This is a genomic window from Fictibacillus iocasae, assembly GCF_042665465.1.
Classification (GTDB): domain Bacteria; phylum Bacillota; class Bacilli; order Bacillales; family Fictibacillaceae; genus Fictibacillus; species Fictibacillus iocasae.
Window position 1 is genome coordinate 278,355 of the sequence record NZ_JBHTCP010000013.1, and the last position, 23,115, is coordinate 301,469.

General features: G+C 46.9%; 27 protein-coding genes. 11 read left to right on the top strand and 16 right to left on the bottom strand.

Annotated elements, in window-relative coordinates; genetic code table 11:
* Positions 1-12: 12 nt before the first annotated feature.
* The 3 genes from ACFQPF_RS08050 to ACFQPF_RS08060 form a co-directional block, all read right to left on the bottom strand.
* The gene (locus ACFQPF_RS08050) at positions 13-300 is read right to left on the bottom strand and encodes a hypothetical protein (protein WP_379748367.1); all 288 of its coding nucleotides are present in this window, start codon (positions 298-300) and stop codon (positions 13-15) included.
* A gap of 261 nt (positions 301-561) precedes the next feature.
* Entirely contained in the window at positions 562-831 is a 270-nt protein-coding gene (locus tag ACFQPF_RS08055; RefSeq protein ID WP_379748369.1) for a hypothetical protein, read from the bottom strand.
* Between the two features lie 93 nt (positions 832-924).
* Positions 925-1,725: an alpha/beta fold hydrolase gene (locus tag ACFQPF_RS08060; protein ID WP_379748371.1), complete on the bottom strand. Its 801-nt coding sequence runs from the start codon at positions 1,723-1,725 to the stop codon at positions 925-927.
* 197 nt (positions 1,726-1,922) lie between these two features.
* Here ACFQPF_RS08060 and ACFQPF_RS08065 point away from each other — a divergent pair, with 197 nt between their 5' ends.
* A complete protein-coding gene (locus ACFQPF_RS08065) occupies positions 1,923-2,420 on the top strand; it encodes a YajQ family cyclic di-GMP-binding protein (RefSeq protein ID WP_379748374.1) in 498 nt (165 codons plus the stop codon).
* A 242-nt stretch (positions 2,421-2,662) separates the two neighbouring features.
* Here the strand turns inward: ACFQPF_RS08065 and ACFQPF_RS08070 are convergent, their stop codons facing one another.
* The 5 genes from ACFQPF_RS08070 to ACFQPF_RS08090 form a co-directional block, all read right to left on the bottom strand.
* The gene (locus ACFQPF_RS08070; protein ID WP_379748376.1) at positions 2,663-3,373 is read right to left on the bottom strand and encodes a lysophospholipid acyltransferase family protein; all 711 of its coding nucleotides are present in this window, start codon (positions 3,371-3,373) and stop codon (positions 2,663-2,665) included.
* Positions 3,374-3,398: 25 nt separating this feature from the next.
* A complete protein-coding gene (locus tag ACFQPF_RS08075) occupies positions 3,399-3,773 on the bottom strand; it encodes an SLAP domain-containing protein (RefSeq protein WP_379748378.1) in 375 nt (124 codons plus the stop codon).
* 65 nt (positions 3,774-3,838) lie between these two features.
* The gene (locus tag ACFQPF_RS08080; protein ID WP_379748380.1) at positions 3,839-4,369 is read right to left on the bottom strand and encodes a GrpB family protein; all 531 of its coding nucleotides are present in this window, start codon (positions 4,367-4,369) and stop codon (positions 3,839-3,841) included.
* A gap of 34 nt (positions 4,370-4,403) precedes the next feature.
* Positions 4,404-4,970: a hypothetical protein gene (locus ACFQPF_RS08085; protein WP_379748382.1), complete on the bottom strand. Its 567-nt coding sequence runs from the start codon at positions 4,968-4,970 to the stop codon at positions 4,404-4,406.
* A 141-nt stretch (positions 4,971-5,111) separates the two neighbouring features.
* Entirely contained in the window at positions 5,112-5,489 is a 378-nt protein-coding gene (locus ACFQPF_RS08090; protein WP_379748384.1) for a cytochrome-c oxidase, read from the bottom strand.
* Positions 5,490-5,621: 132 nt separating this feature from the next.
* On the opposite strand from ACFQPF_RS08090, the gene ACFQPF_RS08095 reads away from it, so the two are divergent.
* Positions 5,622-6,167 (top strand): hypothetical protein, encoded by a 546-nt coding sequence (locus ACFQPF_RS08095; protein WP_379748386.1) that lies wholly within the window; start codon positions 5,622-5,624, stop codon positions 6,165-6,167.
* Between the two features lie 77 nt (positions 6,168-6,244).
* Positions 6,245-6,508 carry a DUF2651 family protein gene (locus ACFQPF_RS08100; RefSeq protein WP_379748387.1) on the top strand — a complete coding sequence of 88 codons (264 nt, stop codon included), beginning with the start codon at positions 6,245-6,247 and terminating at the stop codon, positions 6,506-6,508.
* A 95-nt stretch (positions 6,509-6,603) separates the two neighbouring features.
* On the opposite strand, the gene ACFQPF_RS08105 is transcribed toward ACFQPF_RS08100, so the two are convergent.
* The 3 genes from ACFQPF_RS08105 to ACFQPF_RS08115 form a co-directional block, all read right to left on the bottom strand.
* A complete protein-coding gene (locus ACFQPF_RS08105; RefSeq protein WP_379748491.1) occupies positions 6,604-7,503 on the bottom strand; it encodes an NAD(P)-dependent oxidoreductase in 900 nt (299 codons plus the stop codon).
* Between the two features lie 44 nt (positions 7,504-7,547).
* Positions 7,548-7,889 carry a hypothetical protein gene (locus ACFQPF_RS08110; protein WP_379748389.1) on the bottom strand — a complete coding sequence of 114 codons (342 nt, stop codon included), beginning with the start codon at positions 7,887-7,889 and terminating at the stop codon, positions 7,548-7,550.
* A 143-nt stretch (positions 7,890-8,032) separates the two neighbouring features.
* The gene (locus tag ACFQPF_RS08115) at positions 8,033-9,388 is read right to left on the bottom strand and encodes an MFS transporter (protein ID WP_379748391.1); all 1,356 of its coding nucleotides are present in this window, start codon (positions 9,386-9,388) and stop codon (positions 8,033-8,035) included.
* Positions 9,389-9,529: 141 nt separating this feature from the next.
* On the opposite strand from ACFQPF_RS08115, the gene ACFQPF_RS08120 reads away from it, so the two are divergent.
* Positions 9,530-10,066, top strand: a complete 537-nt coding sequence (locus ACFQPF_RS08120) for a GNAT family N-acetyltransferase (RefSeq protein WP_379748393.1) — start codon at positions 9,530-9,532, stop codon at positions 10,064-10,066.
* Between the two features lie 262 nt (positions 10,067-10,328).
* Here ACFQPF_RS08120 and ACFQPF_RS08125 read toward each other — a convergent pair whose 3' ends face one another.
* Positions 10,329-12,200, bottom strand: coding sequence for a diguanylate cyclase (locus tag ACFQPF_RS08125; protein WP_379748395.1), 1,872 nt, complete (start codon positions 12,198-12,200; stop codon positions 10,329-10,331).
* Positions 12,201-12,226: 26 nt separating this feature from the next.
* Positions 12,227-12,625: a hypothetical protein gene (locus ACFQPF_RS08130; protein ID WP_379748397.1), complete on the bottom strand. Its 399-nt coding sequence runs from the start codon at positions 12,623-12,625 to the stop codon at positions 12,227-12,229.
* A gap of 147 nt (positions 12,626-12,772) precedes the next feature.
* Here ACFQPF_RS08130 and ACFQPF_RS08135 point away from each other — a divergent pair, with 147 nt between their 5' ends.
* Positions 12,773-13,396, top strand: coding sequence for an NAD(P)-dependent oxidoreductase (locus ACFQPF_RS08135; protein WP_379748399.1), 624 nt, complete (start codon positions 12,773-12,775; stop codon positions 13,394-13,396).
* A gap of 228 nt (positions 13,397-13,624) precedes the next feature.
* On the opposite strand, the gene ACFQPF_RS08140 is transcribed toward ACFQPF_RS08135, so the two are convergent.
* The 3 genes from ACFQPF_RS08140 to ACFQPF_RS08150 all read right to left on the bottom strand — a co-directional run bounded on the left by ACFQPF_RS08140 (position 13,625) and on the right by ACFQPF_RS08150 (position 16,458).
* Positions 13,625-13,912, bottom strand: a complete 288-nt coding sequence (locus ACFQPF_RS08140; RefSeq protein WP_379748401.1) for a hypothetical protein — start codon at positions 13,910-13,912, stop codon at positions 13,625-13,627.
* 18 nt (positions 13,913-13,930) lie between these two features.
* Positions 13,931-14,467: a DUF420 domain-containing protein gene (locus ACFQPF_RS08145; RefSeq protein ID WP_379748404.1), complete on the bottom strand. Its 537-nt coding sequence runs from the start codon at positions 14,465-14,467 to the stop codon at positions 13,931-13,933.
* A gap of 302 nt (positions 14,468-14,769) precedes the next feature.
* Positions 14,770-16,458, bottom strand: coding sequence for a M3 family oligoendopeptidase (locus ACFQPF_RS08150; protein ID WP_379748406.1), 1,689 nt, complete (start codon positions 16,456-16,458; stop codon positions 14,770-14,772).
* A gap of 114 nt (positions 16,459-16,572) precedes the next feature.
* On the opposite strand from ACFQPF_RS08150, the gene ACFQPF_RS08155 reads away from it, so the two are divergent.
* The 6 genes from ACFQPF_RS08155 to ACFQPF_RS08180 all read left to right on the top strand — a co-directional run bounded on the left by ACFQPF_RS08155 (position 16,573) and on the right by ACFQPF_RS08180 (position 23,109).
* Positions 16,573-17,799 carry a PucR family transcriptional regulator gene (locus ACFQPF_RS08155; RefSeq protein WP_379748408.1) on the top strand — a complete coding sequence of 409 codons (1,227 nt, stop codon included), beginning with the start codon at positions 16,573-16,575 and terminating at the stop codon, positions 17,797-17,799.
* A gap of 521 nt (positions 17,800-18,320) precedes the next feature.
* On the top strand, positions 18,321-19,451 hold the full coding sequence (ald, locus tag ACFQPF_RS08160; protein WP_379748410.1) for an alanine dehydrogenase: 1,131 nt from the start codon (positions 18,321-18,323) through the stop codon (positions 19,449-19,451).
* Positions 19,452-19,613: 162 nt separating this feature from the next.
* Positions 19,614-20,999, top strand: coding sequence for an alkaline phosphatase (locus ACFQPF_RS08165; protein WP_379748412.1), 1,386 nt, complete (start codon positions 19,614-19,616; stop codon positions 20,997-20,999).
* A 90-nt stretch (positions 21,000-21,089) separates the two neighbouring features.
* A complete protein-coding gene (locus ACFQPF_RS08170; protein ID WP_379748415.1) occupies positions 21,090-21,758 on the top strand; it encodes a DUF4352 domain-containing protein in 669 nt (222 codons plus the stop codon).
* A gap of 122 nt (positions 21,759-21,880) precedes the next feature.
* A complete protein-coding gene (locus ACFQPF_RS08175; protein WP_379748417.1) occupies positions 21,881-22,564 on the top strand; it encodes a queuosine precursor transporter in 684 nt (227 codons plus the stop codon).
* Between the two features lie 23 nt (positions 22,565-22,587).
* Complete coding sequence (locus ACFQPF_RS08180) at positions 22,588-23,109, top strand: helix-turn-helix domain-containing protein (RefSeq protein WP_379748493.1); 522 nt, start codon at positions 22,588-22,590, stop codon at positions 23,107-23,109.
* Positions 23,110-23,115: the final 6 nt, after the last annotated feature.

Consider the following 23,115-nt stretch of genomic DNA (forward strand, 5'->3'; position numbering starts at 1 on the left):
CGATCACAAGCCTTATTTCTGCGGCTTTGATTGGTGGTTTTTCTTTTTATATGCAAGGGCAACCAAGATAAGGGAGGCCAGCACCATAGCATACACAGGCAAAAGCGAGATGGTATAAACGGAGTCCGTCCCGCCGGCTTGGAAGTTTGTATGGATGCGAATGGAAAAGAGGCTCAAAACGACAGGATTATCGGCTTCTACGGAAAATTTGGGCAGGTATAAACCCTTTTCCGTTACTCTCACTGCAAGATAAATGAAGCTGGCAAACATGAGAAGGAAGGCTAGCAGCATTTTCTTCATGCTTATTTACTCCTTTACACTAGGAATTTTCAACCCCTCTTTATTATAAAACATGGGTTCTACACTCCGTTCTTTTGCGGACGGTTTATAAAAAACCCACACTTTTTTCTTATGATTGGCGACGGAAGAAATGTGTGCGGTCCGTTCACCTATCGTTACCGTTTCCGTATCTGAAGGTGCTAGACCAAAAATTAATCTGTTTTTTCCGTCCTCTGATGATATAAATCCTTCCAATGAAGAAAGAACGGTTCTAGTTAATTCCTACCCGACAATGGTTTTTTCAAACTCAGCTAACACAATGGAATCATAAGGCCTTGGATCATCTGTTAAAAATAAAATATATCCATACTTCTCTTCTGCGAACATTTCTTTATGCAGTATCTTCTGAATGCTATACGTATTTTTGTCAGAGTGATATAACGCTTCCTCAATATCCGTGCCAAATGCCGCTTTTTTGTTATACTCGATAACTACTGTCATCACTGCAAAGAGGAAAAATAAACTCATCACAATCATTATCAGCTTTTTCATATCTCACCCCTTGGTAAATGATACCACGAGAATGAATAACAAAAAACAAGGACCTTTTGCATGACATCACATGCGTGGTCCTTGTTTGATTCTTTACACCGCTGCAGGTTTTGCACTTAACAGGTGTTTTTTGATGAAATCGATACTTGTTTCGTTGAACTGCTCTGGCTGGTCGACGTTGCACACATGGCCGCAATCAGAGAACGTAATGAGCTTAGAATGCTTTTTCTTGTCGATGAACGCCTGAATCGGCGGCAAAAACATGTAGTCTTCTTCTCCCATGATATAAAGCGTCGGAATCGAGATCTCCCGGTCGATCAGACCGCGAAGGAACGGGTTGATTTTCAGTGTCAGCTTGAACCAGCGCTTGAATTCATTCTGACAAAGCTTTTTCGCTTCTTTTATAAAAAGCGAACGAGATTCTACGTGGCGCTGGCGCGGCATAATCACCCACGCGAACAGCTTATACAGCCACATGTACGGAATGAATGATTTACACATGTTGCCTGCCGCAATCAGCAGCCGCGAGCGGAAATTAAGCTTCGTTACTGCACCGCCAAGAGTCATGGACGCCACACATTCAGGCTTCATTTCGGCAAGCGTCTGAATCACGATCGTTCCGAGTGAAATGCCGACGAAATGAGCTTTAGGAATGCGCAGGTATTCGAGCACCTCCAGCACATCGCGGCTCACTTCTTCAAACGAATATGTTTTCATTAAGATGCGGTCAGATTTTGATTTCCCATGACCTCTCAGATCGAGTAATAGTATATTAAAATGCTGCTTAAATTCACGGATTTGTTTGTACCAGATTGAAGAACTGCCGCCTGCCCCATGGACAAAAACGACCCAGTCCTCTGCTGACTCATGTTTGTATGTTTTGTAATGAAGCAAGACGAGACCCCCATCTATGGTGAAATTGCCATAAAAATTTAAATTAACAAAAATTTTGTCGAAGCAATCATCATTGTATCATAATTTTTGTCATTCGTAACCGTTTAGTGTGAGTTGGAATGTGACAAACTAGTAAGTATACGTTTGTTTTTATATAATAGTTTCATAATGTAGAGATTTTATTAGGAGGGATTGCTATGAGTAAAGAAGCATCGTTTGACATCGTATCAAAAGTGGACCTTTCAGAAGTGGATAACGCGATCAACATTGCCATGAAGGAAATCACGAACCGCTATGACTTTAAGGGAAGTAAAAGCGACATTAAATTGGATAAGTCGGCAGAGGAGTTGATTCTCGTTTCCGATGACGAGTACAAGCTCGAGCAGCTGAAGGATGTGATGATCACGAAGCTTATTAAACGCGATGTGCCAACGAAAAACTTGGATTACGGCAAGATCGAGCCGGCAACTGGCGGAACGGTCAGACAGCGCGCGAAGCTTGTTACAGGCATCGACAAAGATAACGCGAAAAAAATTAATTTGCTGATCAAGAACTCTGGATTGAAAGTAAAAAGCCAGGTTCAGGATGACCAGGTGCGTGTCACAGGCAAAAGCCGCGACGACCTGCAGGCAGTGATTGCAGCAGTACGCGAGGCGAACCTGCCGATCGACGTTCAGTTTATTAATTACCGATAATGATTGTAAAAACCGCTGCATAGGCATGGTCTTTGCAGCGGTTTTTCGGAGGCGGGTCTGGAAAATTACGTCAGGATGGCCGCGTGGGCTGTAATCTTAGCCGCAAAAGCCTTTAACTTGCCTGATGGTGATCGCATGTCGGCCGCACGTGCTAGAAATTCGCCCGCAGATTGTCGAATTCCGACCGCGCGTTGCTTTTTACAGAACAAGAACCGCAGCAAACCAGCTGCGGTTCTTGTTTTTTAACGGGAAGCAAGCCCAGACTGCACGACTTCCTGTGTTTTCGCCGCCAGTTCCTTCGCATCCATGCCCTCTGGCAGTATCGCCGGATGGACAATCAGTTCCACCTCAGCAGGTTTGATCCAGAACTTTTGCTGCTCCATGATTTTGTATGAGCCGTTGATTGTCACCGGCACGATCGGCACCCCGCTCTTGGTCGCCAGCTTGAAGCTGCCTCCCTTGAACTCGGCCATAGGACCGCCTTTGCTGCGCGTCCCTTCTGGAAAGATGACGAGCGACGTCCCGTTTTCCAAATAACGTGCGCCCTCTTGAATCGCTTTAAGCGACTGCCTGACATTGCTGCGATCCATGAACAAGCAGTTCATCTGCTCCATCCACGTACCGATCAGCGGCATTTTTTTTACTTCTATTTTAGAGATAAAGGCTTTCGGCTTCTGAATAAATCCAAGCATGAGCGGCACATCAAAGTTTCCTTGATGATTGGAAACGAACAGCACGGCCGTGTCTGCCGGAATATGCTCCTCGCCCGTCACCTTCACTTTAACGCCGGCAAGCTTCACAAGCGAACGTGCCCACCATTTTACCGTATGATCGACGACTTTCTCTTTTTCTTCACGGTGCCCTTTGCTGTCGAGTTTCTTCACCTTCAATAGCGATGGCACGGTAAACGGCAGCACAAGCCAAAAATAAATAAACCAAATAATCGTTCTCAAAACCAGCTTCTCTCCATTTCTTCTGTTAAAAAATTAATGTGATGTTTTCATTCAAAAAAGTTTCATTGCTAACAGCCGCAGGAAAGATGAACGTCCACGGCATGCTGTGATGCGCCAGTACAGCTACGGGCAGCGTGAATAACGCTTCCTCAGCTTGTCCGTTATCTGTTCTCATCGCCACGGTACGGTCATTGAACACCGCTTCTTCCTGACTTCGGTTATGCAGCAGAACCGTCAATAACCGCTCGCCTTTATGGTTTACCGCCTTCCGCAGCACAACAGCCGAAAGCGCTGATTCTGGTGCCGCATTCCTCGTCTCTTCAAACACGCTCACGATATGATCACGGTCACCGCCGGAAAGAGCGCGGTCCCACGCTTGTTCAAACAGGAGTTTCTGCATGAGCACTCTCCTCCTTTTCTCCCATATCATAGCATACCAAATTTTTATGAAAAGAGCGGCAACCTTTACAGTGACAGCACCTTATGAATAAATGCTGTTTTCGCCTGAGTATATTGTTCACGGTCATTTCTGAATTTTTGTGCTAATTGACACTTTATTGCCGCGTATTCTGCTGCAAGGTGTGCATTGGCTCTTAATGTATCTCTAAATGTAAGCTGATCACCCCATCGTTTTTCTCCTTCTAACATGAGATGCAAATGGGCTGCGCGCTTGTTGTGCTTCACTTTTACAAAAAATCGTCTATAGTACTGTTTATCCAATTCGGGCGGAATATAGTGCCAATCGTATAAAGACAGCTTTTCCGCTATGTTGTTGATCAGTTCAAACGAAGGTAATGTTGCCATGACGTCAATAATCGGTTTCGCCGGCAGGTTAGGAATAGCTGTACTGCCAACATGCTCAACTTGTTTAACACCAAACGATGTAAGTATGTGATAGAGTTCATCTCTCTCCTGAACACCTTTCTCTATCCACATCGGATCCGGCTTTTTCAGCTCAATCGTTTCATAGGCCCATATTGGGATGTTTTTCTCCATTCAAACGATCCCCTTTCATGTAACAATCTCTCTTCTAGTCGTTCGGCACGGAACTGGCTGCCTTCAACACATCTTTTTTCGCAGACTTCGGCAGGGTGCCGCTTGAAGCCGCGTATTCGAGCAAGTACTCGTATCCATCCTCTTGCCAGCCGACCGAAACATAGCTGTCATTGGAGGTCATATACGCCTCAGTCCCGTCCTCCAGCTCCGTTATGTCATCATACTGCTTGTCTTTTATGCTTTGCGAGACTTTGTTCGGATGGTTAAAGGTGTACATCGCCATATAATATGGCAGTTCTTCTTTCACGGGTAAAATGCCCGTCTCCACCGACAGCTTCTTCTTTTTTCCCCAGTCTGTAATCACAGACTGGGCGGCTTTTCCTTTAAACGGATAGGTTTTCGGCAATGAGACCGGAAAAGGCAGCGCTTTTTCGGCCACTTTTTTCTCCACTGCTGCATAATATTTCGGATAGCCATCCTTCTCTCGGCTTTGAAGCTCTAACAGCTTGTCCTTCAACGGCTTTAACTCCGGTTTATCCTCACTGCAGCCTGCCAACAAAAGCAACACGATCGAAAACAAACCCATCATCCGCTTCAACATTTATCCCCTCCGCCACATACTCTTGTTATGACTTTCGATGTCTGAGAGGAGAAGTCCTGTTTTCAGCATTGTAAAAGATGCGTACCGGACCCCATGAAAAGAGCCGCCTCAAGTTATTGAGACGGCTCTGCTCTAAAGCATTTAATCTTTGGCGGAGGGCTTCACATTCTTCCAGACGTTGACTGCGAAAAGGAGGACGCCTGCTGCCATCGTTGTCGCGCCAATGCCGATAAGCGGCTCTGCTTGTTCATACCCGTAAACGAATGCTGCAAGTGCCCCCATCATGACCGGAAGACCGATGTTATGAAGCCAAAAATGGATCTTCCCGAGCAAGCTGCTTTCTGCCGCAGGAAACAGGTAATACAAAATACCCGCGAGAGTCATCGCTGTCCAGCCGAGCAAGTTCACGTGTGCATGCACAGGCTTAAGGGCAAAATCATGTGAGATCGACATATACATCCCCACGCCAACACCAATCACAAAATAAAGCACAGACCATTTGATCAGTTTAATACCCATCCTCCCGCCTCCCTTCCTTCTAAGACCAGCATATGAACCCACCTCATTAAAAATGATGAGGTCATAAAAAAGAAAAAAATGAAACTCTTGCGCTCTCTAGACCGTCTAAATGAGAAAAGGGGGAATTTGGTAATGAATCTATTGTTGCGTGCTGGGCTTGTGTTTCTTCTGCTCATGTCCATTGCCCTGATCTATCAGACGAACACTGCATTAGCCTGCAGCTGCGTGCCAAACCCTGATCCAGAAGCTGCTCTGAAAAACGCAGATGCGGTTTTCTCAGGCAAGGTGACCGAGATTACACGCACTGGTTTTATCGAGAAATCACGGGCAGTGAAAATAGAGACGCAAACAATCTGGAAAGGAAGCAAAAATAAACACATGCTGATTTATACAGCAGAACAATCGGCCAGCTGCGGCTATGAATTCGCTGTTGGAAAAGAGTACATCATCTATGCCTATGATCACGATGGCGAGCTGCACACAGGGCTATGCTCGCGAACGGCCCTGCTGAAGGATGCAGGAGAAGATTTGCACGCATTAGGAAAAGGGTCTCCTCCTGATGATAATCAATCGTTGAACATGCCGCTCTCTTCCTCTGAACAATGGACATACAGCGGAATCGGCACCGTACTGCTCGCTGGGACGGTCTTGGCTGTTGTGAGAAGAAGAAAGCGATAAGCAGCAGTATCTAGAGAAGGAATGATACGAATCACAGAGAATAGAATAGTAGAATAATGATAAATGGAGGTCGCAAAATGATTGAAATGGTTTTCCTATTACTCTTTATCCTGTTGCCGATCGCTGCCATCATACTATCGAGCGCGGGTGCACTTTTGACAAAAAAAGTGCTTGCTACACCTGTCGCCATCACGGTCGTGCTTGTGATGCTACAGCTTCTCAACCTATTAGAGGTGGGCTACGTTCCCATTCTCATCTATTCGGCCCTTGCATTCGGCGCGTCCTATTTTACTTTATTGATAAAGAAACGAAAAAGCATGGTTCAAACGAAAACACTGTAAAAAAAGACCACGTGCCATTGAACTTGACCTCAATTGTTAAGCACCTTTACCAATTGAGTTGCTGTTCATGCATGTGGTCTTTTTTTCTTACTGTTTTATATGTTTTTCAGCTGCTTATACAACGCCTGTGTGCCGCTGTTTTCTTCGCCGTTCTCGGCAAGCTTTCCGTACAGCTCACGGGCGAGCTTCAAGCCCGGTGTGAGCATCCCCATTTCTTCTGCCGACTGCAGGGCGATGTTCATGTCTTTGATAAAATGCTTGATGTAAAAGCCTGGCGCAAAATCGCCTCGTATCATTCTAGGCGCGAGGTTGGAAAGAGACCAGCTGCCAGCTGCGCCTGATTCGATTGATTTTAGCACGCTTTCAGGATCGAGACCCGCTTTCTCCGCGTATAAAACCGCTTCGCAAACCCCAATCATGCCTGAGGCGATGGCAATCTGATTGCACATTTTCGTATGCTGACCAGAACCCGGACCTCCCTGATGAACGACGTTCGTACCCATCAGCTCGAAAATAGGCTGAGCGAGTGCGAACGCTTCGGCCGATCCTCCTGCCATAATGGACAGCCCTGCTTCTTTCGCGCCGATATCTCCGCCAGAAACCGGCGCGTCCACAGCAAACAGTCCTCTCGCCTCCGCCGCTTCAGCAATGCGCTGCGCCAGTGCGGGACTGGACGTTGTCATATCTGCAAGCAGTGTGCCAGGCTTTGCATTCTCGATGATCCCCTCACTACCGAAATACACTTCCTCAACGTCATACGGCATGCCGACCATCGTGATTACCACATCTGAAGCAGCTGCAGCTTCTTTCGGGCTGGACGCCCATTGTGCGCCTGCTGATACAAGCTCTTCTGCCTTCTCTTTCGTCCGAGTATACACAGTGAGCGGATGCCCTGCTTTCATGAGATGCTTGGCCATGCTTTTCCCCATCACACCGGTTCCGATAAAGCCTACTCTCTTTTTCACCAACATCGTTCCCTTCCACTTTGACCTTATCCTTAAGATAACGATTATTGTGGGATCGAGGCAACTGTGAACCCTTATCGCCTGAAGCGTTTTACTTTTGTGATCGACCGGTATTCCGAGAGCTGTTCAAGCTTCCGCTTCGCTTGTTTGTAATCCATCTTTAAAAGGGAGAGCATGCGAATCGTGTCATCAGGCGAATAATGGCGCATATAGTAGACGATGTTAGGCTTTTCTTCCCGCATGACAGACATGATCTCAAGCGTCGGCAGCGAAAATCCTTTCGTTCGGATTTGAAGCAGTGAACGGACGTAACTCGTAAAAATGGGGAGCGATTCCATGCTGTCATCATACAAAATCAAAATTCTTCGGAACCGTTGAAGCGATTCGGCGAGCTCGGCATTGCATTCCATTGGCATGGGCAGCCTCCTGACACATCTTTTTACCGATTGTACAAGCTAAATCATAATCGGCGCAAATCGCCAAATACGAAAAAAAGGAGCACCCAGCAGGCACTCCTCATGTGTCACACAGCGTCATTTCTCCAAATGCGACGCTTGTATTATTCGTTTTCGGCCATTTCTCTGTTTTTGTAAATTCCAAAATAATAGACCGCATAAGCCAGTACTAGCAGCAAGGTGAAGAACAAGAAGATGTTGCGGAAAACATCGGTCAGCTCCAGTGCTTTCTGCCAATCAACGAGCAAACCGGCCGCCGCTACACCAAACGCGCCGCCAAAGAACTGGACAAGCTGCATGAGCCCCATTCCGGTTCCGACCACATCCTTGTGTAGGATTCTTGATGCTTCATTCGCCAAGCTAGACGTAAGACTGGAGAACCCAACGCTCGTGAACATATAAAAGATGGCCGTCATGACCGGTGCTTTCGTTCCGAAAAGAGTGAAAAGCACAGCAGACAGAAACAGCGATGCCAAACCAAATCGCATGATCGGCAGATTTCCGAAGCGGTCTATGAATCGCCCGATATACGTAGCGGCAAGCGCAGAGAGCATCGCACCCGGGAATATGATGAAGCCGATGGAGGCTGGCGCCTGGCCGAACAGCTTCGCGAGCATCACAGGCATCACGAATAAAAAAGCAAAATGCGTCATGAACGCCATCAGCCCAACGAGCAAAATGGACCGGTACCGTCTATTGGCGAACAGCGAAATTTGGATGAACGGATCGTGTTTGCGTTTAGAGAAGACAACTAACGTGACGAGTGCAGCGGCACTTACCAAGAACAACATCACATTAAACGTCGATAAAAAGAGAAGCAGTGCTGAAACGCCGACTCCTGTGAGCAAGGCACCGATCAAGTCGAACTCCCCTTTTTTCGGCTGTTCAACAGGCAGGTACTTTTTAAATAACGGGATGAGCAGTAGCACAAGGGCGGTTACGAGAAACAGATCGTTCCAGCCCAAATATTGCGTGACCGCCCCTCCAATCACCGGGCCGAGCCCGAAACCGAGCGAAGCGGCTGACGATATGAGGCTCATCGCCTTCCCCCTGCGCTTCACGGGGATATATCGTGTAGCAAGAACCATGGCGAGCCCCGGGACAGCACCTGCGCCCATCGCCTGCAGCACGCGGCTCGCCAGCAAAAAGGCGAAGCTGTCAGAAAAGAATCCGACCGCTGACGACAGCCCCAATATCGCTACACCCGTGAGCAGCAGCCTTCCGATCGGAATGAAATCACTCAAACGGCTGAAGGTGATCGTCGAAAGCGCGAACACAATCGAGTAGCCTGACACGATCCACGATCCGGTCGCAGGTGTCAGCTCAAACTCCTTAATCACGCTTGGCAGCGCGACATTAAACATCGTCGTATTCATCACCACAAGCCAAACGGTCAAACTCCATAACGGAATAATGCGGTTTTCCTGGATAGCAGATCCTGCTCCTTTACTCTCCTCCATCACCCCTCACACCCTTTCCTTCAAATCAATATTCCCATACTACCACTTTGCTAGCCGGATATCTTGAATGTTGCTCACGCGGAAGGAATTAGCTGGTCTCTGTTGAATTATGGCAGTTGTGAAAAAAAGGAGGATACACCGTTGACGATTCATATCAGAAGGCCACAGACAGCCGATACCCCAGCACTTCACGACTTTTTCCGAACCGTATTGACCGATACATACCAAAAAGAAGGACTGGGCGATCGACACGACGATTTAGAGAACGAATTACAAGAAAAGGAACGATATTTGGCAGCAGATTTTGCATCGCTTGGCCGGGATCGCTATTTTTTAGCGGCTTTTTTGAACGGTAACGTGGTCGGCACGATTGAATACGGCCCGGCAAGCCATTTGATCACAAGCCATGCGGACGTATCGTATCGCGATATAAAGGAGATCGGAACGGTATACGTCCACCCCGATTTTCAGGGTCGAGGCATCGGCAGCCAGCTCGTCGAATCCATATCGGCCGCTCTTATAGAGATCGGTGAGGAGGTTTGCTGCCTCGACAGCGGATTTAAAGAAGCTCAGAAAATTTGGACACGAAAATTCGGTGAACCTGATTATTTGCTCCATGACTATTGGGGAAAAGGCGACGACCATATGATCTGGAAGATAGATATGAAGAATGAATAAGCTAGTTTAAAATATGCTTTTGGACTTATTTGCGGATTTTGAGCATTTATTTGCGAATCTGCGAGATTTATTTGCAAATCAGGATCGTTTATTTGCAGATCCAAAAATTTGTTTGCACGGCGAAATTTTATTTATTTTTCGACACGCTTATTTGCACCAAACTCTTTTTATTTGCACGCCCCACCACGAGCCACGACCCACCAGCACGAGTCCTAAACACAGAAAGAAGCTGTCCTTCTCAAAAGGGCAGCTTCTTCATTCACTATTTAACATCTACATCTTCTTTCGCAGACTGGCTGCTTTCTTCCTTCATCTCATCGATAATCGGCAAGAACAGGTCGACGACATCTTTATCGAACTGACTTCCTCTGCCGCGCAGCAGCTCTTGTACCGCCATTTCAATCGTGAGCGGCTTCTTGCGGTATGGACGCTGCGACACCATTGAATGGAACGCATCGGCGACGGCGATGATCCGTGCCCCGAGCGGGATGGCTTCTTCACGAAGCTGCTCTGGATACCCTTTTCCGTCTGGCCGTTCATGGTGATACAGCACGTATGACAGGATGTCTTGGAACTCCTCGACGCTCGATAAAATATTAAAGCCGAGGACGGGATGATCCTTCATGATCGCGTACTCTTCTTCCGTCAGCTTTCCTTCCTTGTTTAGGATGCTGTCCGGGATGCCGACCTTGCCTACATCGTGCAGCAGCCCGGCAACCGCTACCTTTTTCACTTCTTCGTCTGGCAGCCCCATCGTGCTCGCTATAGCTGAGGCGTACCGCGATACCATTTCCGAATGGCTGTGTGTATACGAGTCTTTCACCTCTACCGCGCGGGCTAATGATACGATCGTGTTCAAGTGCCAGTTCGAATTCGTCCGGCGCCTGTTGTATTCTTGTTCTTTATAGTGCGACAGCTCGCTCGCTGAAACGACCAGGTTCTTTCCGTTCGTTTTTGCAGCATACATCGCCCTGTCCGCCATATGAACGAGTGTCCCTTCATCAGCGTCCTTTGGAAAAGCTGCGAGTCCGATACTGATCGTGACCGGCGTCAAAAGGCTGTGGCTTCCGTATATCGCGACCATCTGGCGGATATCTTCGGCAATTTTCAAACCATCTGACTGTGAGCAGTCAGGCAGAATAATAACAAATTCTTCCCCGCCGTATCGGCAGACGACATCACTGCTCCGAACGTTGTTCCGTATCGTTTCTGCGATTGTCTTCAGCACTTGATCTCCGTAGACGTGACCTTCATTATCGTTGAGCATTTTAAAGTTATCTACATCACAAAACAGCAGCACCATCGACCCGCCCTGTTTTTTCGCTTTTGCCATCTCTTCGTTTAGGACACGCTTAAAATAGGCGCTGTTGTACACGCCCGTCAGTGGATCAGTGATGCTTTCGAGATAGCGCAGCTCGAGCTTGTTCACCATCTCGTTAAACGCTTTCCCGACTTGCACGATTTCCTGGCTTCCTTTTAAGGATGTCGGGATGTACGGCTTCCCTTCTTCAACCTGCTTAGCGGCCTGCTGCAGCTGCAGCAGCGGCTCGACAAGCAGCCGCCGGATGAACCACCATAATACGAAAATCAGAAGAAAGGCGGTCGTGATGCCGACGACGATAGATTTTTGCAGCTGCTTCTGCACGATGATCTGCTCTTCACTGGAGTCAAGCAGCAGCTCGATTGCGCCAATCGTCACTCCATCCTCCGTAAGCGGTGCAACGAGACGGACGAGCGGCCTGTCAGTGCTCGTGTTAAGGTAGGCAATCAGTGTTTTGCCATCCTTAAAAGAAGGCTGCAGCTCTTTCGGTGCTGCAGCGCCTACTTTTTCGCGGTTGGTAGAAGCTAATATGCTATAGTCCTTTTCTGAAGGGCCGTGAAGTGCGAGCATAAGCACTTTATCTTCTCGATGCTTAATATAATCGAACGTCTGCTGCACATCTTGTATGGAGTGGGACTCTTCATACCGGCCGTTGATGGTCGTGGTGATGCCTTCCAGCTGGCGGACGTATGTTTCTTTCACCGCTCGCTGCAAACTGTATGTATCGTATGCAATAACAGCAGCAATCGTAAGAAAAATGGCAGCAGAAAACATGAAGACGATTCTGTTGGGCAAACTCAATTGTTGAAGCATATTCTCCACCCTACTTACACAAGAATTTACTTTATGGTAAATGTCAGTTTCTCTGTTACATCAAACGGCGTATGATCATTGTTGTGAAGAGAGATTTTGACGACATGCTCGCCTGGTGAAAGGTTATTCAGCTCTACAGGTGTAGATGTGATGCCTTGCTTCTCACCGTTATCAACATACATGTGAATGTGCCCTTGTCCGTCTTTTTTCTCTCCGCCATATGATTTCTTGGAGATCTCCATATCTGTTTTAATCCTGATCAGCGCTTTAGAGCCTTTGACCTCGACACTCGCATCGAGTGTCGGTTTGTGATTATCATGCTGCTCATGTCCTGATTTGACTTCACTGAAGCCCTCGTCATCACTGCCGCAGCCTGCGATCATCATAGCCGACATCGTAATAAGTATATATTTCAACATCTTCATATTGAGCTCTCCTATGCTATATTTCATATTTTCTCTAGAAATACTGACAATCCTGCCGAAAATTGTTGGAATTTGAAAGAAATGCCGTTCTTATTCATGATAAGATAAATGGCACAACACGTACAACTTTTTTAAAGGAGCTGGACGATGAACTTATGTGTACTAGGAGCAACCGGCCGCACGGGATTGCATATCCTTAAACTAGCAGCAGCTGACGGCCATTCTGTTTCCGCACTTCTCCGCGATAGCAGCAAACTTCCTGTTGAGCTCGCCGGCCACATCCGAACGGTGATCGGTTCCGCTCGATCGAAAGGTGACCTTTTGAGCGCCATGGACGGATGTGATGCCGTAGTGAGCGCATTGTCGACAGATGGCGGCGATCTGTTATCAGAAGCGACGCCGCTCATAATCGAGGCGATGAAGGAAACGAACATCTCTCGCATCATCACGATCGGAACAGCCGGTATTCTAAATAGCCGGACTGAGCCTCATCTGCTGCGCTATGAGTCGTCAGAGAGCAGACGGAAGCTGACGAGAGCAGCGAGTGAGCACCGCACGGCTTATGAGATGCTGCAGCGTTCGGACCTCGATTGGACTATCGTCTGTCCGACCTACTTGCCGGATGGCCCTGTGACTGCAAACTATCGTGTAGAAGCGGATAGGCTGCCAGTCGATGGAACAAGCATCTCAACTGGTGACACGGCGCACTTCGCATACACCTGTCTGAAAGATGAGCTTTTTGTTGGCAGACGTGCTGGTGTCGCTTATTAATGGGAAAAGGTAAATGACGGAAAGTAAGCCGCATGATACTGGATTGCGACCGCTCGTGACTCTTCCTCGGCCGTGGTTAGCCAAAACTTGCCCGCGCTCTCCGTTAAGGCGACAGAGAATGTGTCGAATGCAGCCGCAGTCTCATCAAAAAATAAGAAAAGAGGCGTCATTGACTGAAATGGCAGTCAGCGGCGCCTCTTTTTTATCTAAATAGAACAGATTACGGTCTTATACCTCCAAGAAGGCCAGGTAGGCGAGAACCACGACACCCACTCCGCCAAGAAACAATAACACCTTCACCATCCAATACGGGATAAACTCAAACAAAAAATCGAAAAAGAGCCCGAGAAAAAATTCGACGATGGCTCCAGGTATACTGTCGGCAGTGCTTGACGATGTACCTCCGCCAAAAATGAGACTTTCATGAAGATCCCGGCTGTAGCGCCAGCTGTAAACGACAGCGGCAGCACCGAGCCCGAACAGCACTACACTAATGACGAGCATGAACCAATCCATGGGAGATACTCCTGATTTTTAATAGTAAGGCGAGATCATAAGGTAGACAAGAACACCCGTCAGACTGACATACAGCCAGAGCGGCATCGTCCAGCGCGCGATTTTGCGGTGCTTTTCCACCTGCATGTTAAATCCGCGCGTGACGGTAATGAGTGCGAGCGGCACGATCACAATCGCCAGCACGATATGAGTCAGCAAAATAAAGAAGTACACGTATTTCAGCGGACCGTCTCCACCGTATTTTGTGGATTCGGTTAAGTAATGATACGTCACATAAGACAGTAAGAAAAGTGTCGTTGACGAGAATGCCGCAAGAATAAAGCGTTTGTGCAGCGTGATGTTTTTTTGCTTGATAAAATATAAGGCAGCCAAGAGGAACACGAAGGTAAAGCTGTTGAATATGGCGTTCAAACGCGGCAGGAGTGTCACATCAAACGTAATTTCTCCTTCGTATTCCGGCAAAAAGAACAAAATCGCGACAAGCGCGTTTATGGCAATCGAAAGCCCGATAATGAGCGGTGTATAATTCCGCTGCTTCGTTTCATTCATTTTCATTCTCCTTTAAAACAAGTCTGTTTCTCCCCATTATTTTACCAAACAAGTATCATATTTAAAAATGAACAAACTAGGGCGATTATGTTTTAGAAAAGAACCATACCTTTAGAATTCGAGAAGAGGTTAATTAATCTAAAAGATTTTGTTAAAGCAGGATGTACTATACAGTTTAAAGACAGCTGTTCTTTATTTTTAAAAATCAGACTCCTTTTAAAGCAACAATCTCTAAAAAAAGCCTTCAAAATAAAAAGCTGCCACTAAGCCAGAAATAAGACTTCGAGGCAGCTTTTCAGCTTTTTATTTTACCGCAGGGCGTGCATGCCAAGAAAGCTTCTAACCTCTTGGACCACATCCTCCACACATCCGGCATGAAATGGTGATGTCAGACCTGCTTCTTTTACCAGTTCGGTGAAGGCGAGGCTTCCGCCGAGCTTGCAGAGGCGGTCATAATCTCTCCAAGCAGCTGCCTGGTCTTCTCTCGACCGCTTCCAGAACTGAAGTGCACATATCTGGGCCAGTGTGTAGTCGATGTAATAGAACGGCGATTTGTAAATATGACCTTGGCGGTGCCAAAACCCGCCGTTCTCGAGGTACTCAAGCCCTGCATAGTTACGGTGCGGCAAATAAATTTTCTCCAAACGGCTCCATTCCTGCCTGCGTTCTTGCGGCGTGGCGTCCGGATTTTCGTACACAAAATGCTGGAACTCGTCCACGGCGACGCCATATGGAATAAACTCCACTGCACCCGTCAGGTGGGAGTACAAATATTTCTCCGTGTCACCTTCAAAAAAGTCTTTCATGGAAGGATACGTTAAGAACTCCATGCTCATCGAGTGAATCTCGCATGCTTCAAGCGTAGGGAATTGATATTCTGGTACCTCATACCCGCGGCTAGCATGCATTTGGTACGCGTGTCCGATCTCATGCAGAAGAACACGAATATCGTTATCCGATCCGTTAAAATTGGTGAAGATGAACGGCGACTGGTACGTGCTAAAGTACGTGCAATAGCCACCTGCTGCCTTCCCTTTTTTGCTGTGCAGATCCATAAGTTCATTTTCCGTCATAAAGGCAAAGAAACGGCCCGTCTCATCTGACAGCTCTTGAAACACGCTCTGCGCCCTTTCCACGATCCAATCCACATCTCCCTGAGGCTTCGGGTTGCCGTCAGGAAACTCGAACGTTTCATCATAATAATAAAATTCGGGTGTGCCGATTCGTTCGTGCTGCTTGTTCTTCAATTCTGTGCAAAGCGGCACGATCACGTCCCTCACCTGATCGCGGAAAACCTTCACATCCGCCGCGTTATAATCCGTCCGGCTCATGCGGTCATAACCAAGCTGAACATAGCTCTTATACCCTAATTTATGTGCGATGTTCGTACGCAGCTTCACGAGCTTGTCGTAGATTTCGTCAAACCTCTCTTCATGGCTGCTGAAGAAGGCTCCGCCTGCGAGGTATGCCTGGTGGCGCGTTTCCCTCTTTTCAGACTGCATATATGGTGCAAACTGTGCCAGGGTCAGTTCACGGCCGTCAAATTCAATTTTGGCAGAAGCCACAAGGTTCACATATTCGCTCGTCAGCTTGTTTTCAAGCTTCAGATCCTCGAGCACCTCGTCGCTGTATGTTTTCACACGCAGCTCCGCAAGCTTCAACAGCTGTTTGCCGTGCGTTTCCTCGATCTCTCTTTGAAAAGCTGATGTGGTCAGCGCCTCATAAAAGGTCTTGATCAACCCTTGGTACACAGGAAGATTTTCGTCCATGAACGCCTGCTCTTTTTTATAAAACTCGTCAGCTGTGTTGATGGTATATCGTGTTCTGGCGATTTTCGCCATGCTTTCAAACTCACTGCGAATCATAGAAATGCTGCTCATCGCTACTTCCTGCTCTTCAAACGTTTTCGCTTCTTTAAATTGTACAAGGTGCTTGTTGAATGACACTTTCACTTCATTTAAGTTCGGTCGTTTGTATGCAAACTGACTAAATTTCATCGTCAATATCCTCCTTTTTCTTCCATTATTTCTTTCTCCAAACGCTCCCATATTCCTTTTTAAAATACATATTGTTATGATAACGATAGATAACAGCCCAAGGACGGGGATAACATGAAACAACTGGACTACTTTAAAGGGACTTTCGGAAGCTTAGAAAATTTAGCCGACCGCATCAGTGACGTACTCGGCTGTCCTGTTACGATCGAGGACCGCAACCACCGCCTTCTTGCGTACAGCACACACGAGGACAGCACGGATCCAGCGCGCATCGCGACTATTATCGGCAGACGCGTGCCTGAGAAGGTCATCAACAGCCTATGGAAGGACGGCGTGATTCCGACATTGCAGCAATCGGACGCCCCGCTGCGTATTAAGTCGATCAACCAAGTCGGACTCGGTGACCGTGTCGCCGTTTCCATTCGAAAAAATGAAGAAGTGCTCGGCTACATATGGGTGCTCGAAATCAATAAAAAATTGAGCGAAGAAGACATGGATGTGCTGAAGCAGGCGGCACAGGCCGCACGAAGCCAGCTGCTTCAGCATCAGATTGGTTCAAAGAAAAAGCAGGAAAACCAGCAGGAATTTTTATGGAAGCTATTAACCGGCAACCATCCGTCAGAAGAGCGAATCATTGAAAAGCTGCAGGAGTTCTCAATTTTGCCGGCTATCCCGGTTTCCGTGATGATTCTTCAGTTTAAAGAAGAAGTGAACGAAGCGCGCGAAAAGGATATTTTGTATCTTGCCGTCGTCCATCAGCGGATTCGCGTGCTGCTGGCGGCAGCAGACGGTCAGCAGATGATCCTCCTCGTCAGTCCGAATGATAAAGAAAACAACGATCAGACAATACAGGAATTTATCCAGACCTTTTTCACGCACATGGAAGAACGGTTCTCCATCACCGATGTGAAAGCCTCATATGGCAGCCTGATTAGCCGGTTCGATCAAATCGAAAAAAGCTATAAAGAAGCACTAAATGTGCTCGATATTCAGAACAAACTCGGCGGTGACACGCTGAACCTGCACAGCTATAACGATCTTGGCATTTATCAGTTTCTGGGCATCATCCGTGAAAAACAGGTGCAGGACGGCTACCAAAACGATGTCCTGACAAAGCTTCAGGAATACGACCGCATGCACCGCACAACACTATGCGAAACATTGGCCGCTTATCTGGAAAGCGACGAAAACCAGCACAAAGCCGCTGAAACCCTGCACATCCACATCAACACCCTAATGTACCGCCTAAAACGCATCACCGAAATCACCAACCTCAACCTCAAAAGCCCCGAACAAAAAACGATGCTCATCATCGACCTCAAAATCAGAAAACTCTTCTGATGTTGGGGTTTTTAATTTTTTCAGAATACAAGATGTGGTTGATCTCCGTTACAGGCGCACGCTTTCCGCAGGGTGAGCGGTGAGCCCTTCCCAAGCGCCTTTGGAAGGTCTCACCTGTCTCACTCATCCTGCTGGAGTCGGCACCTTTCACTCTGATTAACCTTGTCAATGAAGAATTCAAAAGATGTAATCAAAAAAACACAAGAGCTATCTTCAAGTCCTTTTTTTGCTTGACTTACAAGTAGCATTCAAATTCAAAATGCTAATTTACTAAAAAAGAAAGATATCATTATTGTCCTATTCTACAAGTGTATAAAGAAGGTATCATGACTATTGTGTACCTGCCTCGAGACAGGTATCGGTTACTTGTCCTAATTTTAGGAATGTGTTTTGTGAAATCCCACAAACAGCATCTCATTCTTTCTTTTTTTCAAACAAAGATTTTCTAATGATGAGCCTTTATACTGATTTCATAGTAATGAAAGCGCTTTTCAAATGCGCATTATTAGGAGGTTATACAAATGATTATCGGGATTCCTAAGGAAATTAAAAATAATGAAAACCGCGTGGCAATCACGCCGTCTGGTGTTGTAGCTCTTACTGCTGCTGGACACGAAGTATTGGTTGAAACGAACGCTGGTCTTGGCAGCGGATTTACAAACGAAGACTATGCAGCAGCTGGCGCGAAGCTGATTGACGCTGCAGCAGACGTTTGGGCAGCAGAAATGGTTATGAAGGTTAAAGAACCGTTGGCTTCTGAGTACACGTACTTCCGCCAAGGTCTTATCCTATTCACTTACCTGCACCTTGCAGCTGAGCCTGCACTAGCAAAAGCACTGACTGAGAACGGTGTAACAGCAATCGCATACGAAACTGTTGAACACAACCGCACACTTCCCCTTCTAACACCAATGAGTGAAGTGGCTGGACGCATGAGTGCTCAAATCGGTGCACAGTTCCTTGAAAAGCCAAAAGGCGGCATGGGCATCCTTCTTGGCGGAGTGCCTGGCGTGAAGCGCGGTAAGGTTACCGTTATCGGTGGCGGTGTGGTTGGAACGAACGCAGCGAAGGTTGCAGCAGGACTTGGGGCTGATGTCACGATCATCGATCTTAGCCCGGACCGTCTTCGCCAGTTAGACGATATTTTCGGAAACAGCATCCAGACATTGATGAGCTCGCCAATGAACATCGCTGAAGCAGTGGCTGAATCTGACCTTGTGATCGGGGCGGTTTTAATTCCAGGAGCAAAAGCGCCTAAGCTTGTAACAGAAGAAATGATCATGAGCATGAAGCCAGGATCTGTTGTGGTTGACGTTGCGATCGACCAAGGCGGAATTTTTGAAACGGTTGACCGCATCACGACTCACGATAATCCTACTTATGAAAAGCATGGCGTTGTTCACTATGCGGTTGCGAACATGCCTGGAGCGGTTCCGCGCACATCCACAATCGCGTTAACAAACGTAACGGTTCCATATGCGCTTCAAATCGCTAACAAAGGAGCAGTAAAAGCTATCGCAGAAAATCCAGCACTTAAGCTTGGACTAAATGTGGCAGGCGGAGCGGTCACATATGAGGCTGTTGCTCGCGACCTAGGCTATGAGTACCTTCCAGCTGAAGAAGCTCTAGCGAAAACATTACAAACCGTATAATACTTTTCCACAAAAAGGGTCTTCCGTTTCAAACGGGAGGCCTTTTGTCATATTCATTTACAGGTTCTTAATATACCGATAACCTCCCCTTAACACTATGCTGATATATTGTTACTCGTGAGACACAGCAACTATAACAAAATTCTTTGGGAGGTAATTTCTTTGCCTAAACATACATTATCTAAAAAGCTTTGGCCTGTAGCGCTAGCTTCTACATTAGCGATCAGCGGCCTCTCGATTAACTCTGGTTCACCTGCACAAGCAGCAGAAACACCAACGAATAAAAATGAAATCCGTAACGTTATTTTCTTAATCGGTGACGGAATGGGTCCAACGTACACGACAGCATACCGTTCTTTTAAAGACAATAAAGCAACACCAATGCAGGAAGACACGTCATTCGACAAAGACTTAGTCGGCATGCAGTCCACATACTCTTGGGACCCGAAAGAATCTGTAACAGACTCAGCTGCAGCAGCAACTTCCATGAGTGCCGGCATTAAAACATACAACGGTGCGATCGCAGTTGATATGGACAAAAAAGATGTAAAAACGGTTCTAGAGCAAGCAAAAGAAAATGGAAAATCAACAGGCCTTGTGGCAACATCACAAATCAACCACGCGACTCCAGCATCATTCGGTGCGCACGATCACTCTCGTGAAAACTATGACGCGATCGCGAACGACTATTATGATGATCTCATCAACGGACAGCACAAGGTTGACGTTCTTCTTGGCGGAGGAACAAAATACTTTGAGCGTGCAGACCGCAACATCGCTGAGCAGTTCAAGAAAGACGGCTACAGCTACGTTAAGACTCGTCAGGACATGCTGAACGACAAAAACAAGCAAGTTCTTGGACTTTTCGGTGAAAAAGAAATGGCAAAAGGAATCGACCGTCCTGAAACACAGCCGACTCTTAAAGAAATGACAAACTCTGCACTTGAGCGTTTGAACACGAACAAAAAAGGTTTCTTCCTTATGGTTGAAGGCTCACAGATCGACTGGGCTGGCCACGATAACGATGTGGTTGCGGCAATGAGCGACATGAAGAGCTTTGAAGAGTCTTACGAAGCAGCGATCGAGTTTGCTAAGAAAGACAAGCACACACTTGTTATCGCAACAGCTGACCATTCTACTGGCGGTATGACAATGGGCCGTGACGGTGAGTACAAATGGGATCCAGCACCATTAAAAGCAGCAAAGAAAACACCTGATTTTATGGCAAAAGAAATTGAAAAAGGTGCACCAGTTGAAGAAACATTAAAGAAGTATATCGACCTTGAACTAACGCCTGAAGAAATTCAGTCTGTACAAGCGGCAAAAGACAAGTCTGGCAAGGCGCTTGATATCGACAACGCCATCGAAAAAATCTTTGACATGCGCTCTGGTACTGGCTGGACAACAGACGGCCACACAGGTGAAGACGTAACGGTTTATGCTTACGGCCCTGGCATGGAGAAGTTTGCAGGCAAGATCGACAACACAGATACAGCAAAAGAAATTTTCGCAGTGCTTGAACAAAGCAAAGCAGCTTTTAATAAATAATTTCCTGAACTCTAGGGAATAGTAAGGTAAACAAAGAGCATCCCGTTGCCCGTATGCGGCGGGATGCTTCTCTTTTTGGAGGGAAAACAAATGAGACATCTGATCATTTTGCTGATGACATCCTTGCTTCTTTTCGGTTGTTCCAAGACAGAAGAACCGAAAAAGGAAGAGCAAACAAAGCAGGAAGCCGAGAAATCAGAAAGTAAGCCTGAAACCGAAAAAGAAGCGTTCGGTGACAGCCCGCAGGCTGCTGATGACAGCAGTTTAACAAAGCCCGGCACGTCACACGAAGACGATGACGGCATCGTCACGCTATTGAAGGAAGCGAAGCTAAACGAAACAAAAGACATCGGACCTGTCGAAATGAAAATTGAGAGTGTCCGTGTGATTGAATACAAGCCTTCTATGGATCTTATCGACTTTTTCCACGGCTATACGCACAAGGATGAAAAGAAGTTTCCATACGTGCGTGTGAATGTAACACTCGAGAACATGAGTGACAAGCCTGTGCAGTTCGCTCCTGTTTCAGAGATTCAAACCGATCAAGGACAGAAAGTAACGTGGGAAAATGACTTTTACATCGAGGAATTAAATGGTCAACTCAAGCCTGGTGAAAAGAAGATGGGAAGCCTCGGATTCATCATTGATGACACCGATCCAGCTAAAATGAAATCGTTAACCGTCAAAACGAGCGAAGTATTTGATAAAGACAAGAAAAAACTCGAAGATGCTGAGACGTTTGACGTTCAGTTCAAGTAACTTCTGCCTCATCCATTTTTTGTGGATGAGGCTTGTTATTTCCCGGTGAATATTTTGTCGACTGGTGTATAATGGTATGGATAACAGGGCTGCTTAAAATGCCCGCTGATGATGGAGGCACTATGTTTAACGTATACTTTGGAATCGGGTTCGCGCTCGTGAATTTTGTTCTTTTCTTATTATGCTACCGTTTTTTTGGGCGCACAGGGCTTTATGCATGGATTGGCGCTGCCACTATTCTCGCCAATATTCAGGTTGTGAAAACAATTGAAATGTTCGGCGTAATCATGACACTCGGTAATGTCATCTACGGCACCATTTATCTGGCAACCGATTTATTGAACGAAAAATATGGCGAAAAGGAAGCAAAAAAGGCCGTATGGTTTGGTTTCTTCACGTTAATCATGATGACGATGATCATGCAGCTCGTCCTCATTTTCGAACCAGCGAAAAGCGACTTCGCCCAGCCCCACATGGAAGCTCTATTCGGCTTACTATGGCGTCTCGCCCTCGGAAGCCTCGCTGCCTACTTGATCAGCCAGTTTGCAGATGTGAAGCTGTATTCCCTTATTCGCCGAAAATTCCCGAAGCCCGAACAGCTATGGATCCGCAATAACGGCAGCACGATGGCGAGTCAGCTGATTGACTCAGTCGTCTTCTGCACAATTGCCTTTGCTGGCGTCTATTCATGGGATGTCTGGTGGCAAATTTTGTTGACGACATATGTAATCAAGTTTATCGTTTCAGCCGCATCCACTCCGTTTATTTACATTGCACGAGGGTATGATTTCTCAGAACGGCAATAAGGAGGAAACACACCGTGAAAAAGATGGATATTCTGCTTCACCCTGTCAGGATGCGCATCATTCAAAGCTTAATGGGGAGCGTCCCTCGATCGCCTCAAGGCTTGTCCGAGCTTTTATCCGATATACCCCGGACGAGCATTTACCGTCACACGAAAATACTGGCTGAAGCTGGCGTGATTGAAGTGGCGAAGGAACAGCCTGTCCGCGGGTCTGTCGAAAAGTTCTACAGAATAGCGGCAGCAGGTGCAGAAGTTTCGCCGGAAGAACTGCAATCCATGAGCAAAGACGATCACCTTCGCTCGTTTTTCACCTTTCTCACAATGATTCATCAGCAGTTTGAGGACTACCTGGATCAAGGCAGCATCGACTTGGCGCGTGATGGCGCAGGTTACCGCCAGGCCGCCCTGCATCTAAATGAAAAAGAAATGATGGCCTTCGCGCAAGAATTAAACAGCGTCGTCTGCAAGTATATCGGCAACACTCCAGGCAGCGACCGGACGGAGCGTCTGTTTACGACGATCGTTGTACCGAAGAAAAAGCAATGAAGAAGA

What these genes read in the sequence shown, in the direction of transcription:
- ACFQPF_RS08090 (WP_379748384.1), bottom strand. Translation starts at nt 5,489, where the DNA reads ATGGGTATTAAACTGATCAAATGGTCTGTGCTTTATTTTGTGATTGGT.
- ACFQPF_RS08075 (WP_379748378.1), bottom strand. Translation starts at nt 3,773, where the DNA reads ATGCAGAAACTCCTGTTTGAACAAGCGTGGGACCGCGCTCTTTCCGGC.
- ACFQPF_RS08170 (WP_379748415.1), top strand. Translation starts at nt 21,090, where the DNA reads ATGAGACATCTGATCATTTTGCTGATGACATCCTTGCTTCTTTTCGGT.
- ACFQPF_RS08110 (WP_379748389.1), bottom strand. Translation starts at nt 7,889, where the DNA reads ATGCCAATGGAATGCAATGCCGAGCTCGCCGAATCGCTTCAACGGTTC.
- ACFQPF_RS08140 (WP_379748401.1), bottom strand. Translation starts at nt 13,912, where the DNA reads ATGGATTGGTTCATGCTCGTCATTAGTGTAGTGCTGTTCGGGCTCGGT.
- ACFQPF_RS08175 (WP_379748417.1), top strand. Translation starts at nt 21,881, where the DNA reads ATGTTTAACGTATACTTTGGAATCGGGTTCGCGCTCGTGAATTTTGTT.
- ACFQPF_RS08065 (WP_379748374.1), top strand. Translation starts at nt 1,923, where the DNA reads ATGAGTAAAGAAGCATCGTTTGACATCGTATCAAAAGTGGACCTTTCA.
- ACFQPF_RS08095 (WP_379748386.1), top strand. Translation starts at nt 5,622, where the DNA reads ATGAATCTATTGTTGCGTGCTGGGCTTGTGTTTCTTCTGCTCATGTCC.
- ACFQPF_RS08150 (WP_379748406.1), bottom strand. Translation starts at nt 16,458, where the DNA reads ATGAAATTTAGTCAGTTTGCATACAAACGACCGAACTTAAATGAAGTG.
- ACFQPF_RS08145 (WP_379748404.1), bottom strand. Translation starts at nt 14,467, where the DNA reads ATGAAAATGAATGAAACGAAGCAGCGGAATTATACACCGCTCATTATC.
- ald (WP_379748410.1), top strand. Translation starts at nt 18,321, where the DNA reads ATGATTATCGGGATTCCTAAGGAAATTAAAAATAATGAAAACCGCGTG.
- ACFQPF_RS08050 (WP_379748367.1), bottom strand. Translation starts at nt 300, where the DNA reads ATGAAGAAAATGCTGCTAGCCTTCCTTCTCATGTTTGCCAGCTTCATT.
- ACFQPF_RS08115 (WP_379748391.1), bottom strand. Translation starts at nt 9,388, where the DNA reads ATGGAGGAGAGTAAAGGAGCAGGATCTGCTATCCAGGAAAACCGCATT.
- ACFQPF_RS08125 (WP_379748395.1), bottom strand. Translation starts at nt 12,200, where the DNA reads ATGCTTCAACAATTGAGTTTGCCCAACAGAATCGTCTTCATGTTTTCT.
- ACFQPF_RS08135 (WP_379748399.1), top strand. Translation starts at nt 12,773, where the DNA reads ATGAACTTATGTGTACTAGGAGCAACCGGCCGCACGGGATTGCATATC.
- ACFQPF_RS08080 (WP_379748380.1), bottom strand. Translation starts at nt 4,369, where the DNA reads ATGGAGAAAAACATCCCAATATGGGCCTATGAAACGATTGAGCTGAAA.
- ACFQPF_RS08055 (WP_379748369.1), bottom strand. Translation starts at nt 831, where the DNA reads ATGAAAAAGCTGATAATGATTGTGATGAGTTTATTTTTCCTCTTTGCA.
- ACFQPF_RS08100 (WP_379748387.1), top strand. Translation starts at nt 6,245, where the DNA reads ATGATTGAAATGGTTTTCCTATTACTCTTTATCCTGTTGCCGATCGCT.
- ACFQPF_RS08085 (WP_379748382.1), bottom strand. Translation starts at nt 4,970, where the DNA reads ATGTTGAAGCGGATGATGGGTTTGTTTTCGATCGTGTTGCTTTTGTTG.
- ACFQPF_RS08130 (WP_379748397.1), bottom strand. Translation starts at nt 12,625, where the DNA reads ATGAAGATGTTGAAATATATACTTATTACGATGTCGGCTATGATGATC.
- ACFQPF_RS08155 (WP_379748408.1), top strand. Translation starts at nt 16,573, where the DNA reads ATGAAACAACTGGACTACTTTAAAGGGACTTTCGGAAGCTTAGAAAAT.
- ACFQPF_RS08180 (WP_379748493.1), top strand. Translation starts at nt 22,588, where the DNA reads ATGGATATTCTGCTTCACCCTGTCAGGATGCGCATCATTCAAAGCTTA.